Below are 15205 nucleotides of genomic sequence, written 5' to 3' on the forward strand. Positions count from 1 at the left end.
TGTGGTATGATAGGAACACAAGACCATGCCTGATCAGATTCTCGTGGCCCTCATCACGCGCGAGCCGATGCGCAAGGCGGCTCCACTCAAACGACTGGCGGACGCGCTCACCGCCGCACCGCAATTCGCGCCGACCGGTTGGAGCACGACGGACGGCCTACCGCTAACGTCGTTTGAGCCAAAGGCATTCGTCAGCCACCTGATTGCCCTCAAATCTGACGAAAGCACGGTGCAGATCGCCCGCCGCGCCGCCGTGAAATACGACGGGTTTTGCGATCTGCGCAATGACGGCGCGTCCGCATCAATGCGCCTGACCTTCGGCGCCGTCGGCGCCGAGGACGCGGTGCGCGGCGTCTTTGAGCTCGGCGACCGCCTAGCCGAAAACACGCGCGCGGAGTTTGGCATCGTGCACCCGGTCTGGCCGTCGAAGCCCGGCGACCGGTTCCCATCGTACGGCGGGTCCGGCAAATTCGCCACCCACGAGTATGTGGAGTACGGTCCCGTGGCCGTTTGTGCGCGTACATGGTTTGGCGCGCGCCTCATCAAACTGATCGGCCAGGCACGGCTGGCCAACCTCGGCGCGCAGAAAACCGATTGGGGCGGGATGCGGTTAGATTTGGTGGAATCGCCGTGGGCATCGGACCGCCAAACGCTTGCAGCCCGGCAGGCCGTCGTCATGGCTGCGCTAAAGGACACGGGCGTGTTTGGCGATTATTCAACCTATCCGTTTTACACCCGAGGGGCGCGCTGGCGCTGAGCCGTAGCGACTGCGCGGTTCAGTCGAATCGCATATGTCATCATGCGAGAACCTGTCTTCTCGGACAACGGATGCAACGGCCGCTTCCGACCCGCGACTCGTCGCAGGCCGGAGTGCGTGGTGACGCTAGGCCGCTGGTCAGTATAACCTCCCCTATTTCTTCGTGCGCGCAGGCGCGACGCGGGAAAGAGCGGCTTCGCAGACACCCGATCTGCTGATGTATAATCAGCGCTAATGACCCTCTCCGCTGATTCACAAATGCAGGCGCGCCTGCGCGCCCTGCCCTCGGTTGACCAGAAGTCGGACGGCGCGGCCGGCGCACGTTCCGGTGCTACCCGTTGAGCAAAGCGCGCGCGAAGTTCTTCTCGTCGTTCAGCACCGACATCGGCTACAAGAAGACATACGACTGGCGCAACGCATAGGCGGCAGCGTAGCGGAGAAGATCAAGCGGTGGGGGCCCATAACGCCCCGCCGCTTTCTACTTAGCAGGCGAACACTACAATGCAGTGATGTATATTGTGATGTATAATAGGTTTCGAGGGTATCCATGAGCCAAAAAGTTCGCAAGCAAGTCTATATCGAGAAACGCCAACAGATTCTGTTGCGGCGCTTGGCACGCACACGCGGCGTGAGCGAGGCCGAGTTGATCCGCGAAGCGATTGACCAGCAAGCGTCATCCGGCGCGCCGCAGGCGCCGGACCCGGCTGCGTGGGCGGAAGCACGCCGGTTGATGCTGGCCCAGCACGCACAAGGCCCATCACCCGCTCAGCCTCGCACCTGGCGGCGGGAAGACCTCTACGAGGAGCGCGCGCAGCGCATGGATTCCGGAGCACCGGACACCCTGCAGGCAGCGACCAAGCTTGCCGACGAGAAGGACGAGCGGATCCACTTCCAGTCTTTTGAAGTGGAAGTGTCGGGCGAAGGCGTCCGGCATCGGACAGCGTATGATCATGGAACGTGGTCCTGCGACTGTGAGTCTTACAAGACGCATGCACAGTGTAGCCATACGGTGGCCATGAAACGCACGCTCGGTCGCATGATTCCGAAGACGATCAAAGCCTAGGAACAATATGCCTGCCGCACTCATCGACGCCAATATTCTCGTGTACGCGCACGACCCCGGCGAACCGGTCAAGCAGACGCAAGCGATTGCCCTGCTTGACCATCTCTACGAAACCGGCTTCGGGCGTTTGAGCGTGCAGAGCCTGGGTGAGTTTTTCTACGTCATCACGCGCGGGAACACACCCCGGTTGTCACCCGTTGATGCAGCCGCGCGGGTGGACCTGCTGGTACGCGCCTGGCCTGTGCTGAACACAACGCCGTTCGTCGTGCTCGAGGCCATGCGGGGTGTGCACGCGCACAAGCTCGCTTACTGGGACGCACAAATCTGGGCTACGGCTCGCTTGAACCAGATACCCATCGTCGTGAGCGAGGACTACAGTGTCGGTTCCATCATTGAAGGCGTGCGTTTTGTCAATCCGTTTGCGTCGGGTTTTGATCGGGATCGGTGGTTTCCTGCGAGATAGCGTGCAACCTCTGCGACTTATGAATTTCGATCACGTCACGGCGTGTCACTCATGACCGCCACCAATGAAGCACGAATGCAGGCGCGCCTGCGCGCCCTGCCGTCCGTCGACCAGATGCTGGCGACGGCGCCGCTGCACGACCTGTCGATGCGCTACGGCCGCCCGGCCACGCTCGACGCCGTGCGCGCGGTGCTCGACGACTACCGCGCGCTGATCCGTCGCGGCGGCGACGCGCCAATGCCCGCGCTGATGCACGACGACGTGCGCCTGCGCCTCGAGCAGTTGGCGCGCCCCACGCTCTACCCGGCGATCAACGCGACCGGCGTGATCGTGCACACCAACCTCGGGCGCGCGCCGCTCTCCGCGGCCGCGCTGAAGGCGATGCAGGCGATCGGCGGCGTCTACTCCAACCTCGAATACGATGTGGCGGCCGGCGAGCGCGGCTCGCGCACCGTGCATGCCACACGCCTGCTCACGCGGCTGACCGGCGCGGAGGACGCGCTGGTCGTCAACAACAACGCCGCCGCGCTGATGCTGGGTCTGGCCGCGTTCGCGCGCGGGCGCGAGGTGATCATCTCGCGCGGGCAACTGGTCGAGATCGGCGGCGGGTTCCGCATCCCGGAGATCATGGAGCAATCCGGCGCGACGCTCGTCGAGGTCGGCACGACCAACCGCACGCGCATCGCCGACTACGAGAACGCCATCACCGAGCGCACCGCACTGCTGCTGCACGTGCACGCCAGCAACTTCCGCATCGTCGGCTTCACCGAGTCGGCGTCGCTGGCGGAGATGGCCGCGCTGGCGAAGCAGCGCGGACTTGTCCTGCTGAACGACCTCGGCAGCGGCGCACTGCTCGATACGGCGGCGTACGGGCTGGCGCACGAGCCGACGCCGGGCGAATCGCTGCAGGCCGGCGCGGACATCGTCTGCTTCAGCGGCGACAAACTGCTCGGCGGCCCGCAGGCCGGGCTGATCGCCGGGCGCAAGGAGACGATCGCACGCCTGCGCAAGCACCCGATGACGCGCGCGCTGCGCGTGGACAAGGTGACGCTCGCCGCCCTGCAGGCAACGCTGCTGCACTATGTCAAGGACGAGGCGTTGAAGGAGGTGCCGGTCTGGCGCATGATTGCCGCCCAACCGGACGCTCTGCGCGAGCGCGCTTCGGGCTGGCTCGGCCAACTGGCGGGCGACTGGGAACTGGTCGAAGGACACTCGACCATCGGTGGCGGCAGTCTGCCCGAAGAGACGCTGCCGACCATCCTGCTGGCGTACAACGTCGCGCAGCCCAATGCGTTCGCCGCCGAACTGCGCCGCGCCTGGCCGCCCGTCGTCGCGCGCGTGGAGCACGACCAGGTGCTGTTCGACCCGCGCACCGTGCTGCCGGAGCAGGATGCGGCGCTGATTGCCGGGATACGGGCGGCGCAGATGAAACAAGCCGGATTGTAGGGGCACGCCTTGTGCGCGTCCCCCGCCGGGCCGGGCAACGGCAAGCGTTGCCCCTACGCCCGCGAATAACACGAATCTGCACGAATACGAAACCTGATTCGCCTTCGTGCTTCTTCGTGTGCCTTCGTGGACAAAGAGATTGGCGAAGATTCGCGTTATTCGCGGATTGGCCTTTATGATAGGGGAGGAACCATGAAACTCGCAGGACAGTTCGCACTGGTCACCGGCGCCAGCCGGGGCATCGGGTACGCGATTGCGCTGGCGTACGCGCAGGAAGGCGCAGATGTCGCGATCACCGGGCGCTCCGCGCCGGAGCTCGACGAACTGCGCGGGCGCATCGAGGGCATGGGGCGGCGCTGCCTGGCCATCACCGCCGACCTGGGCGCGCGCGGCGGCGTGGACGAAGTCTGGTCGCAGGTGCAGTCCGGCTTCGGGCGCCTCGACATCCTCGTCAACAACGCCGGGCTTGGCAGTGCGAGCAACCCGAAGCCGGTGGCCGATTACGACGACGACTTCTGGGAAGCGTCGCTCTACCTGAACCTGACGGTGCCGTACCTGCTGAGCAAGCGCGCCCTGCAAGGGATGCTGGCGCGCAAGTCCGGGCGCATCATCATGGTCGCGTCGATCAACGGCAAGACGCCGGCGATCCACGCCTCGGCGTACACGGCCAGCAAGCACGGCCTGCTCGGCCTGACGCGCGCGATGGCGCTGGAGGTCTCACGCGACGGCGTGACCGTCAACGCGATCTGCCCCGGCCCGGTGCGCACGAAGATGAACAACGCGCGCGTGGCGTACGATGCGCAGCGCGCGGGCGTAAGCGTGCCGGAGTTCGAGTCGGGCATGACGCTGCTCGGCCGCCGGCTGGAGCCGCACGAGATCGCGCCGATGGCGGTCTTCCTGGCCAGCGCGGAGGCGGCGGTCATCACCGGGCAATCGTTCAACGTGGATGGCGGGAGGCTGTTGAGCGCATGAAAATCGCCGCGTATGTGATCGCCGTGTTGGTCGCGCTGGCGGGCGCAGTCTTCCTCTTGCAGGGATTACGCTTTCTGCCGAGCGCGGTCATGTACGGCAAACCGGAGTGGGTCATCATCGGCGCGCTCATGATCGTGGCGGCGGTCGGGTTGGCGGCGTGGACGAGGATGCGAAAGTAGGGGCGTTCAATTGAGCGCCATTATGGTGTGTCACGCGATAATAGAACGCAATGCTCACCTAGTATCACACCACTCCGTTCCTGGTATGGCTATGAACGCAGCGTGGCTATGAAAGCGCCAAAGCGCCTCGCATTGCCACTCCGAAGAGTTCGGTGGTGGAGAATAATCGCTCTTGCAGCTCTTATTGGCGGAATCTTCTGTTGCGGCTTGGGCGCTGGACCGCTATTGGTTAGAGACGACGGTCCCCATGAAGCAGACGCAATTGTTGTCATCGGCGGTGACCATAAACCAGAACGCCTCGCGCGGGCGGCTGCCCTGCATCAATTAGGATACTCCCCTGTGGTTGTAATCAGCGCAGGCACCCAAGTCATTGAAGGCGGAGAGTCCATGCCAGAGGCAGAGGTGATGCGCCGACAGGCTTTGGCACTAGGCATACCCGAGACATCTGTACTGATCGAGGACCAGTCACTGTCGACCTATCAGAATGCCATCTACACAAAACTGATCAGCGAACACTATGGGTTCGAGTCGATTCTGTTAGTGACATCTACCTATCACAGCCGGCGAGCGGCGCATATTTTCCGCGATGTGTTCGGTCCGAATTATGCTATTTGGGTACAGCCATCTCCCCCTGATCTGTGCACGGTATGTTGGTGGCTGCAACCCGATCAAGCCAGAGTGGTGGGGTACGAGTACTACAACTGGGCTTTGTTGGCCATCCAGTCAGCCACAAGTCGGTAGGAGGTGGAATCCTAGCGCCTCCTCGTGTTGGCTTGTTACCAAGCCCTGTTGTGTATGGGGCAAGCCCAAATGGCTCATCATCGGGGCGCTGATGATCGTGGCGGCCGGCGCGCTGGCGGTGTGGACGAGGATGCGGAAGTAGGGGCGAACCAGTGTGTTCGCCCCGCACCGGGCAGACACGCAGGTTTGCCCCTACGGAGAGGGCGTTGCCGCTATTGCGTGGCTACGGTGGGTGTAATCCGCATATACGACTCGCGCCATTTATCGGTCGTGTCCCATTGGAATGGCGTTTGCACGGTCGTGCGCGGGTAGCGCGCCGTCACCAGCAGAGCGAGCGCCATGCGCAGGATCGCACGCTGCATCTTGGCATCATCCGGTTTGCCGCACGGATTGCCAAGCGGGAAGTCCGCGAACACGAAGCGCGGGACTCCGCACTGCTCCACGATATCGCGCGCCGAACCGACCACGACGGTCGGCAAGCCATTGGCTTCGAGGTGCCGGGCGACCAGACTCACGGTCTGGTGACAAACCGGTCAGAGCGGAAAGAGCAGGACGGCGTCCACTGCGTCGGCGCGGCAGTGCGCCAGGATGGCCGGCGCATACTCGGATTCGGTCTTGCGCTGGCTGTAGTCCGTCGGCACGCCATAGAAGCGCGGCGACGGACTGCCGATGACGCCGGCTTCCGCGCTCTCCGCGAGGCGCTGGATTGGGAGGTATGACTCGATATCGCGCGTGTGCGTCGCTTCTTTGTGCCAGAATAGGTGCTCGGTGTAGAGCGCGGGCTGTACCACGGCGGGGGCCGCGTACACTTGCTTAACGCGCTCCCGGACGTTTCGCCGATCCCCGGGCAACGCCGCCGTCGTGATCAACCCGATCCGGCACTCGGCGAGCGGTTTCGCCAAGGGCACGAACGGCGTGTCGGTGTGGTAAGCCCATCGATAGGGGTTGGCTGACCCGCGCGCACGATAGTATTCGCGCGATTTGTCGATGTAGCTGACGAAGACGCGATGTGCTTTATCGAATTCGCTCATTGCGTGTCATTATAGACAGGCGGGCTGGCCGAGTCAAGGACGGCGCGCCCACACGACATGCGGGCGCTCCTACCGCGCGGCAAGCCGGAGTGGCTATCATCGGCGCGCTGATGATCGTGGCGGCCGGCGCACTGGCGGCGTGGACGGCGCGGCGCACGCAATAATCGACGTGTGCTAACGCAAGTTGCCCGCACGCATCTATTGATTTACAATCCTGATCTGAATAGATGAGCTCCGTCCAAATCATGCGCATCCATGGATACCATCTGAAAAGACGTATATGCCAAAGAATCCACTTGCCGAAGTGTTCGGGTTTCCCGTGGGCAACATGAGCGCGGATGCGCAAAGAAGTAGACAAAGCCGCTTTTGCCCCTTCAACAATTCCTCGGGTATCCAATGCACAAAGAGCAGCGCGACCGATCCGCTCGGCGTCTGCACCATTTTTGATAATGACGACCTGGTAGTAACGTGCCCCGTTCGCTTCCGGGACAACAACATCATTGTGTCGGATGCAGCCTCTTTCTTTTTTCCTGGCAGCGGATTCGTGGTCTTGACGGAAGTGCGTCTTCGTGACAAGCATGGCAAACCGGCCGGCGATATTGACATGGTGTTGGCGAAGGTAGATGATGCGGGGCAAGTATTGGATTTCGGTGCTATTGAAGTTCAGGCGGTGTATATTTCCGGCAACGTGAGAAACGCCTTCAAGAAATACATGGAAGATCCGGCGGTCAACCACGATATGGAATGGCGGGGGAAGAACTATCCGAACCCTGATTATCTGTCGTCATCTCGTAAGCGGCTGGCACCCCAGTTGATTTTCAAAGGCGGTATTCTTCACGCATGGCAAAAGAAGATGGCTGTTGTTGTGGATGAAGCATTCTTCAATCGACTCCCGAAGATCAGGCGAGTCAACAAAAGCGAAGCTGACATTGCGTGGATGGTTTACGGTCTTCGCTACGACCATTCGAGCAAACGTTATATCCTTGAGCGCCGGAAGACTCTGTACACACTGTTTGAGAGCGCGCTCGAAACGATTACCAAACCGTCTATCGGCGATGTTGACGAATTCGTGAGACACTTACAGCAGCAGATAAAGAAGCGCAGAACCAAAGGGATGCCGGCCGGTACCCTCATTGCGCCGGATGTGGAACCCGCAGCCGATTTGTTTGACAATGAATAGGCAAGAGAAGATGACGCAATTACACCTTTTAGAAGATGTGGAGTCGGTGGTCAATGTCGCCTCTGTACCACATCGAAGCCCCTTCCGCTATCCGGGCGGCAAAACGTGGCTGATTCCCAGTATACGACATTGGTTGTCGTGCTTGCCCAGACCTCGGAATTTTGTTGAACCATTTGCAGGAGGCGCAATCGTCGGATTAACCGTTGCTTTTGAAAACCTGGCTGACCGCGTGGTTCTGGTTGAGCTAGACGATCAGGTAGCCGCCGTCTGGCAAACAATCATAGAAACCGATGGGGGACCTGCGTGGCTGGCCGATCAAATAGGCAAATTCGAACTTACAGCAGAGAACGTGGCCTCGCTTTTGTCGTCATCTCCACGAACGACAAGGGCAAAGGCGTTCAGAACAATCGTCCAAAATCGTGTAAGTCATGGCGGAATTCTGGCTACTGGCGCCGGGCTGCTCAAAAATGGTGAAAACGGAAAAGGACTAGGTTCACGCTGGTATCCCGAGACCTTGCGACACAGGATTCTGAACATCGCCAATGTCAGAAAGTGTATCCGGTTTATTCATGGTGATGCATTTGAGGTGCTGAAAACCTATTCCGATCGCACCGACACGGTATTCTTCGTCGATCCACCTTATACCGCCTCTAAGAAGAGGGCTGGGACGCGGCTCTACCGTCACCATCAGATTGACCACGAGCGATTATTCGATAAATTGGAGCGGGTACAAGGTGATTTCTTGATGACTTACGATGACTCGGAAGAAGTGAGAGCGTTGGCCGTCAAACACAGGTTTGAAACCTGTCTCATCGCGATGAGCAATACTCACAACACCAAAATGAAGGAATTGTTGATTGGTCGCAATTTGGGTTGGGTAGATAAGGGCCTCGTGCTCAATAATACCTTGGGCAAGTGACTATGCTCGTCTCTCAGAAACACACGCAACGATATAACCTCTCGCCAATAGCCAATCCTCACGCTTTGTGGTAAAGTTTCACCCATCCGGCGCCCATCGGGCGCGTGTGTTATGAGCACGGCGTACCTCTATTCCGAGCGATTCCTCGAGCACGCGGAGCCGGGGCACCCCGAGCGCCCCGACCGCCTGCGGGCCATCGTCCGCGCGCTGCGCGAGAGCGGCACCTTGGCGCGCATGACGCCGCTAGAGTTCGGCCCCGCAACAGTTGCGCAGGTCGCGGCCGTGCACCGCCCGGCCTACATCGACCTGCTGCGCGAGATCTGCGCGAGCGGCGGCGGGCGGCTCGACGCCGACACCTACGTCACTCCGCAGTCGTTCGATATTGCCCTGCTGGCCGCCGGCGCGTGCGTACGGTTGGCCGACGCCATCTATAACGGCACGGTGAACAACGGCATCGCGCTCGTGCGCCCGCCGGGCCACCATGCGACAAGCTCGACCGGCATGGGCTTCTGCTTGTTCAACAACGTCGCCATCGCCGCGCAGCACCTGCTCGACGCGCACGGCCTGCAGCGCGTGATGATCGTCGACTACGACGTGCACCACGGCAACGGCACGGAGAACATCTTCTACGCCGACGCGCGCGTGCTGTATATCTCCACGCACCAGTACCCGCACTACCCCGGCACCGGCCACTGGCGCGATATCGGGCAGGGCATGGGGCTGGGCACGACGCTGAACGTGCCGATGCCGGCCGGCGTCGGCGACAAGGGCTACCAGTACGTCTTCGACGAGTTGATCTGGCCAAGCGTCGAGCGCTACAGCCCGCAGTTCATCTTCCTCTCGGCGGGCTTCGATGCACACCATCGCGACCCGCTGGCCGACATGCAGCTATCGGTGCGCGGCTACGCCGGGCTGACGCGCACGCTGAAGGCGATGGCCGACGAGCAGTGCGGCGGGCGCTTTGCGGTCGTGCTCGAGGGCGGCTACGACCTCGACGCGGTCGCGCAGGGCACGCTGGCCGTCTGCCGTGTGCTGCTCGGCGACGACGATATCCCCGACCTGCTCGGTCCGGCCCCGCACGCCGAGTACGATATCGAAGACTACATATACCAGTTGAAGGCGTTCCACCTGCTGGCATAGCAGAAAATCCCAAACCCCAACTTCCAAATCCCAAACACATTGTCGCCTTGAGGATATCCATACTGCATGCGGGTATGCGATGCGGCAGAAGCCCGGGCACAGTCTATCCAAGCTCTCACTCCGGCGCGCGTCGGAATCCGGATAGAGGCATCCGGTTTGCGATAACCTCGCCGCCTTGGCGGCCTGGGAGGTTTCTATGTGTTATAATCCCGTTGTGAAGCGATATTTGCGCGCTGCGCTCGCTGCAATCGTGTTGTTGCTTGCCCTTCGGCAGGCCGCCGCGGCCCAGGGCGCGCCGCGCGTGGTCGCCGCCACGGTAGACGGCCCGATCGTTGCGGTCGTATACGACTACCTGAATCGCGCCATCGGCATCGCCGAGCAGGACGGCGCGGACGCCGTGCTGGTGCGGCTAAACACGCCCGGCGGCGACGTGGCCACCACGGAGCGCATCATCCAGCGCTTCGGTGCGTCGCGCGTGCCGGTCATCGTGTACGTCACACCGCGGCGCGGCGCGGCGTTCAGCGCCGGCACGCTCATCACGCTCGGCGGGCATCTCGCCGCCATGGCGCCGGAGACGCAGATCGGCGCGGCCAAGCCGATCAGCGGCAGCGGCGACAACCTCGACAGCGACTCGCGCGACAAGGCGGTGAACGCCCTGCGCGCGATGGTGCGCACGCTGGCGCGCAACCGGCCGCCCGGCTCTATCACATGGGCCGAGCAGACGATTACCCAGGCGGTCGCCGCGACCGAGGAAGAGGCGCTTAAGCTCGGCGTGATCGACCTGATCGCGAGCGACGAGCGCGACCTGCTGGTGCGCGCCGACGGGCGCACGATCGTGCTGAACGGGCGCGCGGTCACGCTGCATACGGCCAACGCCAGCGTGCGAAATGCGGATATGACGTGGGGCGAGAGCCTGCTGTATATCTTAATCAACCCCAACATCGCCGCCATCCTGCTGTTCATCGCCGTCAACGGGCTGCTGATCGAGTGGCAGTCGCCGGGCATCGGCTTCGGCGGCATCGCCGGGGCGATCGCGTTTATCCTGTTCCTGTACGCCGTCGGCACGCTGCCCGTCAACCTGACCGGCCTGCTGTTCATCGGGCTGGCCGTCGCGCTGTTCATCTTCGATATCACCGCGACACAGCACGGCGCGCTCACGCTGGGCGGCGTCGCCGCGTTCTGCATTGGCGCGCTGATCCTCTTTGAGCCGTCGTATGTGCCGCTGTCGCTTGGGCTCGTTGCCGCGCTGGCGCTGCTCATGGGCAGCCTGTTCCTGTTTGTGTTCGGCAAGGGCTACGCCGTGCGGCGGCTGAAGCCGGTGCTGGGCGCGCAGGCCATGCTCGGCCGGGCGGTGACGGCGCGCACCGACCTGGCGCCCCAGGGCTTCGTGTATGTGGAGGGCGCGCTGTGGGAAGCGACGTCGGAGAGCGGCGCGATCAGCGCGGGCGAACCGGTCGTCATCACGGCCATCCACGGGCTGAAGCTCACGGTGCGATCGAACAAATCCCAAATCCCAAACTCCAATTCCCAATGAGACAACGGACTGTGAAACGGACCAACGGACAACTCAAAGGCATGCTGCGCTGGACGGCATGGCTCGTGCTGGCCGCGCTGCTGGCCTCGTGCGGGTTGATGGAAGACGTGCCGCCGGTGGCGCACGCGGGCAGCGACCAGAGCGTGAAGCTCGGCGCGCCGATCACGCTCGACGCATCGAAGAGCCGCGAGATCGACGGCGGCAGCATCGTCGAGTACCGCTGGGTGGTCACCGGCGTGCCGAAGGGCAAGGAAGATTTCCTGAACCGGGTGCTCTCGACCGGCAAAGATCCGAAGGCGAGCGTGCAACTGCCTTCCGACGATGGCGCGCTCGGCGTCTGGACGATCGAGGTGTTTGTAACGGACGACGGCGGCAACCGCGCCGCCAACGATGTGCGTATTACGCTGGTCAAATAGCATTCCTTTTTCCATTCCGTTTTTTGCAAGGAGAAATGATGGCTGGCACCGAAGAAAGCGGCAAGGCAACCAAGATGGACATGGCCGCGGCCGACGCGGCGCTGCACCAGTTCGCCGATGCGCGCGCGCAGGAACTAGTGGGCGAGGCCGTGCGGTCCGGGGCGGCGTTCACCACCAACCCGGACGCGGCGCTGTTCCAGACTGCGGGCGAAATGAAGCTGGGCGCGGCGCTGAGCGACGAAGTGCGCTTCTCGCTGGGCGGCGCCAACTACATCGCGCAGGGCTTCGGCAAGGGCATCCTGTACGTCGAGGACGGCAACTGGGAGTCGTTCCGCCGTATCGACTGGCCCGCAAAGCCCGCCACCGGCGGAACGCTGGAGGCCGGCAGTTCCGGCGCGAGCGAAGGCGGCAGGTCCGGCTCGTCTTCAATCACCGCGTAGTTTTGAGACAGACTGCGGCGCGGCGCGATTCAATCACGCCGCGCCCACCATTTCAGGAGTTCGACGATGTCCATCATCGAATACATCATCGGGCGCGAAGTGCTCGACTCGCGCGGCAACCCGACCGTCGAGGTTGAAGTCATGCTGGCCGATGGCAGCAGCGGCCGCGCCATCGTGCCATCCGGCGCGTCCACCGGCGCGCACGAGGCGCTGGAACTGCGCGACGGCGACAAGCAGCGCTATCTCGGCAAGGGCACGCAGAAGGCGATCGAGCATGTCAACGGCGAGATCACCGAAGCGATCGAGGGCATGAACGCGCTCGACCAGCAGGATGTCGACGCCGCACTGATCGAACTGGACGGCACGCCGAACAAGAGCCGGCTCGGCGCGAACGCCATGCTCGGCGTGAGCCTGGCGGTGGCGCATGCGGCGGCCGACTTTGGCGGCGAGCCGCTGTACCGCTACCTGGGCGGCATGATGGCGCGCACCCTGCCGGTGCCGATGCTGAACATCCTGAACGGCGGCAAGCACACCGAATGGCAGTCCACCGACTTTCAGGAGTTCATGGTCATGCCGGTCGGCGCGCAGACATTTGCCGACGGTCTGCGCTGCGGCGTCGAGATCTACCACAACCTGGCGAAGGTGCTGCAAAGCCGGGGCTACAAGACCAGCGTGGGCGACGAGGGCGGCTTCGCGCCGGCGCTCAAGGACGACCGCGAGGCGGTCGAGTGCATCCTCGAAGCGATTGAGAAGGCTGGGTACAAAGCGGGCGTCGATGTGATGCTGGCGCTCGATCCGGCGGCCAGCGAGCTGTGGGAAGACGGCAAATACTTCCTGCGCAAGCGCAACCAGCGGCTGTCGTCCGACGAGATGGTCGCGCTGTGGGCCGACTGGGTCAAGCAGTACCCGATCGCGTCGATCGAGGACGGGCTGGCGGAAGACGATTGGGCGGGCTGGCAGGCGATGCGCGCGGCGATGGGCGACCGCGTGCAGTTGGTCGGCGACGACCTGCTGGTCACGAACGTCACGCGGCTGGAGCGGGCGATCAGCGAGCGCGCCTGCAACTCGATCCTGATCAAGCTGAACCAGATCGGCACGCTCAGCGAGACGCTGGCCGCGATGGCGATGGCGGCGCGCGCGGGCTTCACGGCGGTCGTCTCGCACCGCAGCGGCGAGACGGAAGACACCACCATCGCCGACCTGGCCGTGGCGACCAACGCCGGGCAGATCAAGACCGGCGCGCCGGCGCGCAGCGAGCGCGTGGCCAAGTACAACCGGCTGCTGCGCATCGAGGAAGAGCTTGGCGGGTCGGCGGTCTACGCCGGCAGGCAGGCGCTGAGGCTGGCGACTAGCCGCTAGTCACTAGCCGCTAGTCGCTATATTGCACGCCAGCCGGCATCGGCCGGGATGATCGCGCCGTTGATCATCTTCGACTCGTCCGAGGCGAGGAAAACCGCCAGGTTGGCGATATCGGTCGCCTTCAGCATAGCGGGTATGGTCTTGTATACCGGGCCAAGCCGCGCCGAGCCGACCGGGTCCATCTTCGTCGGGTCCACGCTGGCCATGATGCTCGTCTCGACGGCGCCGGCCGCGATCGCGTTGCAGCGGATATGATCGGCCCCGTAGCGCACCGCCGTCTGCTTCGTCAGGCCGATCAGCGCGTGCTTCGAGGCCGTGTACGCCGCACCGGCCGCACCGCCGCCCAATCCGGCGATCGAGGCGGTCATGATGATCGAGCCGCCCCCCTGCTTGATCATAATCGGGATCGCCTTGCGGGACATATACATCGGGCCGTTGAGGTTGATGCCGATCACGCGCTGCCAGATCTCGTCGGTCATCTCGGCGACACCCTGGTTCAAGTCCATGACGCCGGCATTGTTGCACAGCACGTCGATACGTCCGTAGGCCGCCATCGCCTTGTCGATCAGGCTTTCGGCCTCGGCCTGCACCGCCACGTTGATTTTGACGCCGGTGATGCTGCCGCCGGCGGCCTTGACCGCCTCGACGACCTCGGCGAGCGTCTTATCGTTCCACTCGCCGGCCACGATCTTCGCACCCTCTTGCGCGAACAGCAGCGCCATCGCGCGCCCCATGCCTGCGCCGGCGCCGGTGATAATCACAACTTTGTCCTTCAACCGCATAGAGAACCTCCATTAGCGTGAATATGGCCAGGATTGGCCCTGTTCATATTGTGTCCGAAAGGGCCAAACAGGGGCAGGGACAAATGTCCCGTTTGCAGCGGGCGGCCCATAATGGCCGCAGGAAGCACAACAGTCCAAGAAAGCCCTGCGGGCGGGCCGCAGGGCATGGGGTCAGGCGACGATCGGAAGGTCCGGATCGGACTGGAAGCGGGTGCGAGCGCCCGGCGCTTCGCCGGGGCCGTCAGCCAGCGTGCGCAAAGCGCCCAGCAACCGGTCGAGATTGACGTTATGCCGGCCCGCCGCGTCGCCGAGCGTCTGCGCGAGGCTAACGGCGCACGACGAGCAGCCACCCAGGTGAAAGTCGGCCAGCACATCGGCGGCGCGCGGGTGCATGTCGTAGACTTGTTGGATGGTCATCTGCGGCTCGAATTTCAGCAAGCCGGACTGCCGGCGCAGTTCGACGCCCAGATCGACGAGCCTGGTCTGCGTCTCCTCGTCCATCTCGCGCAGCCGGTTCGACAGCGTAAAATAGCGGTCGTACAGCGAGTCGATGCGCTGTTCCAACTGCTGCGCGCGTCTGATCGCCAGCCACGCCACCACCAGACCGGCCAGCCCGATCACTATGCCTGCGTACTCCATGATTTGTCTCCCCTCCCCTCTGGTTTCGTTCCCATTATGGCGCAGTCGCGTAAGCGGTCAATCCAGCAATTCGCATTTTGGAGTCGGCCGCCAATAGGCCCCCTCATCCCCTAGCCCCTTCTCCCCCGCGCGCGCGGGGGAGAA

At 63.1% G+C, this 15205-nt stretch carries 18 protein-coding genes; 14 read left to right on the forward strand and 4 right to left on the reverse strand.

What is annotated here, in order from left to right; genetic code table 11:
• Positions 1-25: 25 nt before the first annotated feature.
• From HZB53_06285 to HZB53_06315, 7 genes are all read left to right on the forward strand, one after another.
• Positions 26-757, forward strand: a complete 732-nt coding sequence (locus HZB53_06285) for a hypothetical protein (GenBank protein ID MBI5877238.1) — start codon at positions 26-28, stop codon at positions 755-757.
• Positions 758-1304: 547 nt separating this feature from the next.
• Positions 1305-1820 carry a hypothetical protein gene (locus HZB53_06290; GenBank protein ID MBI5877239.1) on the forward strand — a complete coding sequence of 172 codons (516 nt, stop codon included), beginning with the start codon at positions 1305-1307 and terminating at the stop codon, positions 1818-1820.
• Positions 1821-1827: 7 nt separating this feature from the next.
• Entirely contained in the window at positions 1828-2283 is a 456-nt protein-coding gene (locus HZB53_06295) for a PIN domain-containing protein (protein MBI5877240.1), read from the forward strand.
• 75 nt (positions 2284-2358) lie between these two features.
• Positions 2359-3729, forward strand: a complete 1371-nt coding sequence (locus HZB53_06300; protein ID MBI5877241.1) for an L-seryl-tRNA(Sec) selenium transferase — start codon at positions 2359-2361, stop codon at positions 3727-3729.
• 192 nt (positions 3730-3921) lie between these two features.
• Positions 3922-4701 carry an SDR family oxidoreductase gene (locus tag HZB53_06305; GenBank protein ID MBI5877242.1) on the forward strand — a complete coding sequence of 260 codons (780 nt, stop codon included), beginning with the start codon at positions 3922-3924 and terminating at the stop codon, positions 4699-4701.
• Positions 4698-4880, forward strand: a complete 183-nt coding sequence (locus HZB53_06310; protein ID MBI5877243.1) for a hypothetical protein — start codon at positions 4698-4700, stop codon at positions 4878-4880. Before HZB53_06305 ends, HZB53_06310 begins: the two co-directional genes overlap by 4 nt.
• A gap of 225 nt (positions 4881-5105) precedes the next feature.
• Positions 5106-5621: a YdcF family protein gene (locus HZB53_06315; protein MBI5877244.1), complete on the forward strand. Its 516-nt coding sequence runs from the start codon at positions 5106-5108 to the stop codon at positions 5619-5621.
• Between the two features lie 212 nt (positions 5622-5833).
• Here the strand turns inward: HZB53_06315 and HZB53_06320 are convergent, their stop codons facing one another.
• Positions 5834-6136, reverse strand: a complete 303-nt coding sequence (locus HZB53_06320; GenBank protein ID MBI5877245.1) for a hypothetical protein — start codon at positions 6134-6136, stop codon at positions 5834-5836.
• Between the two features lie 18 nt (positions 6137-6154).
• Positions 6155-6652, reverse strand: coding sequence for a hypothetical protein (locus HZB53_06325; GenBank protein MBI5877246.1), 498 nt, complete (start codon positions 6650-6652; stop codon positions 6155-6157).
• Between the two features lie 280 nt (positions 6653-6932).
• Here HZB53_06325 and HZB53_06330 point away from each other — a divergent pair, with 280 nt between their 5' ends.
• The 7 genes from HZB53_06330 to eno all read left to right on the forward strand — a co-directional run bounded on the left by HZB53_06330 (position 6933) and on the right by eno (position 13640).
• Positions 6933-7832 (forward strand): hypothetical protein, encoded by a 900-nt coding sequence (locus HZB53_06330; GenBank protein ID MBI5877247.1) that lies wholly within the window; start codon positions 6933-6935, stop codon positions 7830-7832.
• Positions 7825-8751: a DNA adenine methylase gene (locus HZB53_06335; GenBank protein MBI5877248.1), complete on the forward strand. Its 927-nt coding sequence runs from the start codon at positions 7825-7827 to the stop codon at positions 8749-8751. Before HZB53_06330 ends, HZB53_06335 begins: the two co-directional genes overlap by 8 nt.
• Positions 8752-8862: 111 nt before the next feature.
• A complete protein-coding gene (locus tag HZB53_06340) occupies positions 8863-9891 on the forward strand; it encodes a histone deacetylase (GenBank protein ID MBI5877249.1) in 1029 nt (342 codons plus the stop codon).
• Between the two features lie 214 nt (positions 9892-10105).
• A complete protein-coding gene (locus HZB53_06345) occupies positions 10106-11425 on the forward strand; it encodes a nodulation protein NfeD (GenBank protein MBI5877250.1) in 1320 nt (439 codons plus the stop codon).
• A gap of 11 nt (positions 11426-11436) precedes the next feature.
• Complete coding sequence (locus tag HZB53_06350) at positions 11437-11841, forward strand: hypothetical protein (protein MBI5877251.1); 405 nt, start codon at positions 11437-11439, stop codon at positions 11839-11841.
• A gap of 38 nt (positions 11842-11879) precedes the next feature.
• On the forward strand, positions 11880-12281 hold the full coding sequence (locus tag HZB53_06355; protein ID MBI5877252.1) for a hypothetical protein: 402 nt from the start codon (positions 11880-11882) through the stop codon (positions 12279-12281).
• 66 nt (positions 12282-12347) lie between these two features.
• On the forward strand, positions 12348-13640 hold the full coding sequence (gene eno, locus HZB53_06360) for a phosphopyruvate hydratase (GenBank protein MBI5877253.1): 1293 nt from the start codon (positions 12348-12350) through the stop codon (positions 13638-13640).
• Positions 13641-13657: 17 nt separating this feature from the next.
• Here eno and HZB53_06365 read toward each other — a convergent pair whose 3' ends face one another.
• Positions 13658-14422 (reverse strand): SDR family oxidoreductase, encoded by a 765-nt coding sequence (locus tag HZB53_06365; GenBank protein MBI5877254.1) that lies wholly within the window; start codon positions 14420-14422, stop codon positions 13658-13660.
• A gap of 171 nt (positions 14423-14593) precedes the next feature.
• Complete coding sequence (locus tag HZB53_06370; protein ID MBI5877255.1) at positions 14594-15061, reverse strand: hypothetical protein; 468 nt, start codon at positions 15059-15061, stop codon at positions 14594-14596.
• Positions 15062-15205 lie beyond the last annotated feature (144 nt).

The organism is Chloroflexota bacterium, assembly GCA_016235055.1.
Lineage (GTDB): Bacteria > Chloroflexota > Anaerolineae > JACRMK01 > JACRMK01 > JACRMK01.

Coding starts and splice junctions, on each gene's coding strand:
- HZB53_06285 (MBI5877238.1), top strand. CDS start 26: ATGCCTGATCAGATTCTCGTGGCCCTCATCACGCGCGAGCCGATGCGC.
- HZB53_06290 (MBI5877239.1), top strand. CDS start 1,305: ATGAGCCAAAAAGTTCGCAAGCAAGTCTATATCGAGAAACGCCAACAG.
- HZB53_06295 (MBI5877240.1), top strand. CDS start 1,828: ATGCCTGCCGCACTCATCGACGCCAATATTCTCGTGTACGCGCACGAC.
- HZB53_06300 (MBI5877241.1), top strand. CDS start 2,359: ATGCAGGCGCGCCTGCGCGCCCTGCCGTCCGTCGACCAGATGCTGGCG.
- HZB53_06305 (MBI5877242.1), top strand. CDS start 3,922: ATGAAACTCGCAGGACAGTTCGCACTGGTCACCGGCGCCAGCCGGGGC.
- HZB53_06310 (MBI5877243.1), top strand. CDS start 4,698: ATGAAAATCGCCGCGTATGTGATCGCCGTGTTGGTCGCGCTGGCGGGC.
- HZB53_06325 (MBI5877246.1), bottom strand. CDS start 6,652: ATGAGCGAATTCGATAAAGCACATCGCGTCTTCGTCAGCTACATCGAC.
- HZB53_06330 (MBI5877247.1), top strand. CDS start 6,933: ATGCCAAAGAATCCACTTGCCGAAGTGTTCGGGTTTCCCGTGGGCAAC.
- HZB53_06335 (MBI5877248.1), top strand. CDS start 7,825: ATGAATAGGCAAGAGAAGATGACGCAATTACACCTTTTAGAAGATGTG.
- HZB53_06340 (MBI5877249.1), top strand. CDS start 8,863: ATGAGCACGGCGTACCTCTATTCCGAGCGATTCCTCGAGCACGCGGAG.
- HZB53_06355 (MBI5877252.1), top strand. CDS start 11,880: ATGGCTGGCACCGAAGAAAGCGGCAAGGCAACCAAGATGGACATGGCC.
- eno (MBI5877253.1), top strand. CDS start 12,348: ATGTCCATCATCGAATACATCATCGGGCGCGAAGTGCTCGACTCGCGC.
- HZB53_06365 (MBI5877254.1), bottom strand. CDS start 14,422: ATGCGGTTGAAGGACAAAGTTGTGATTATCACCGGCGCCGGCGCAGGC.
- HZB53_06370 (MBI5877255.1), bottom strand. CDS start 15,061: ATGGAGTACGCAGGCATAGTGATCGGGCTGGCCGGTCTGGTGGTGGCG.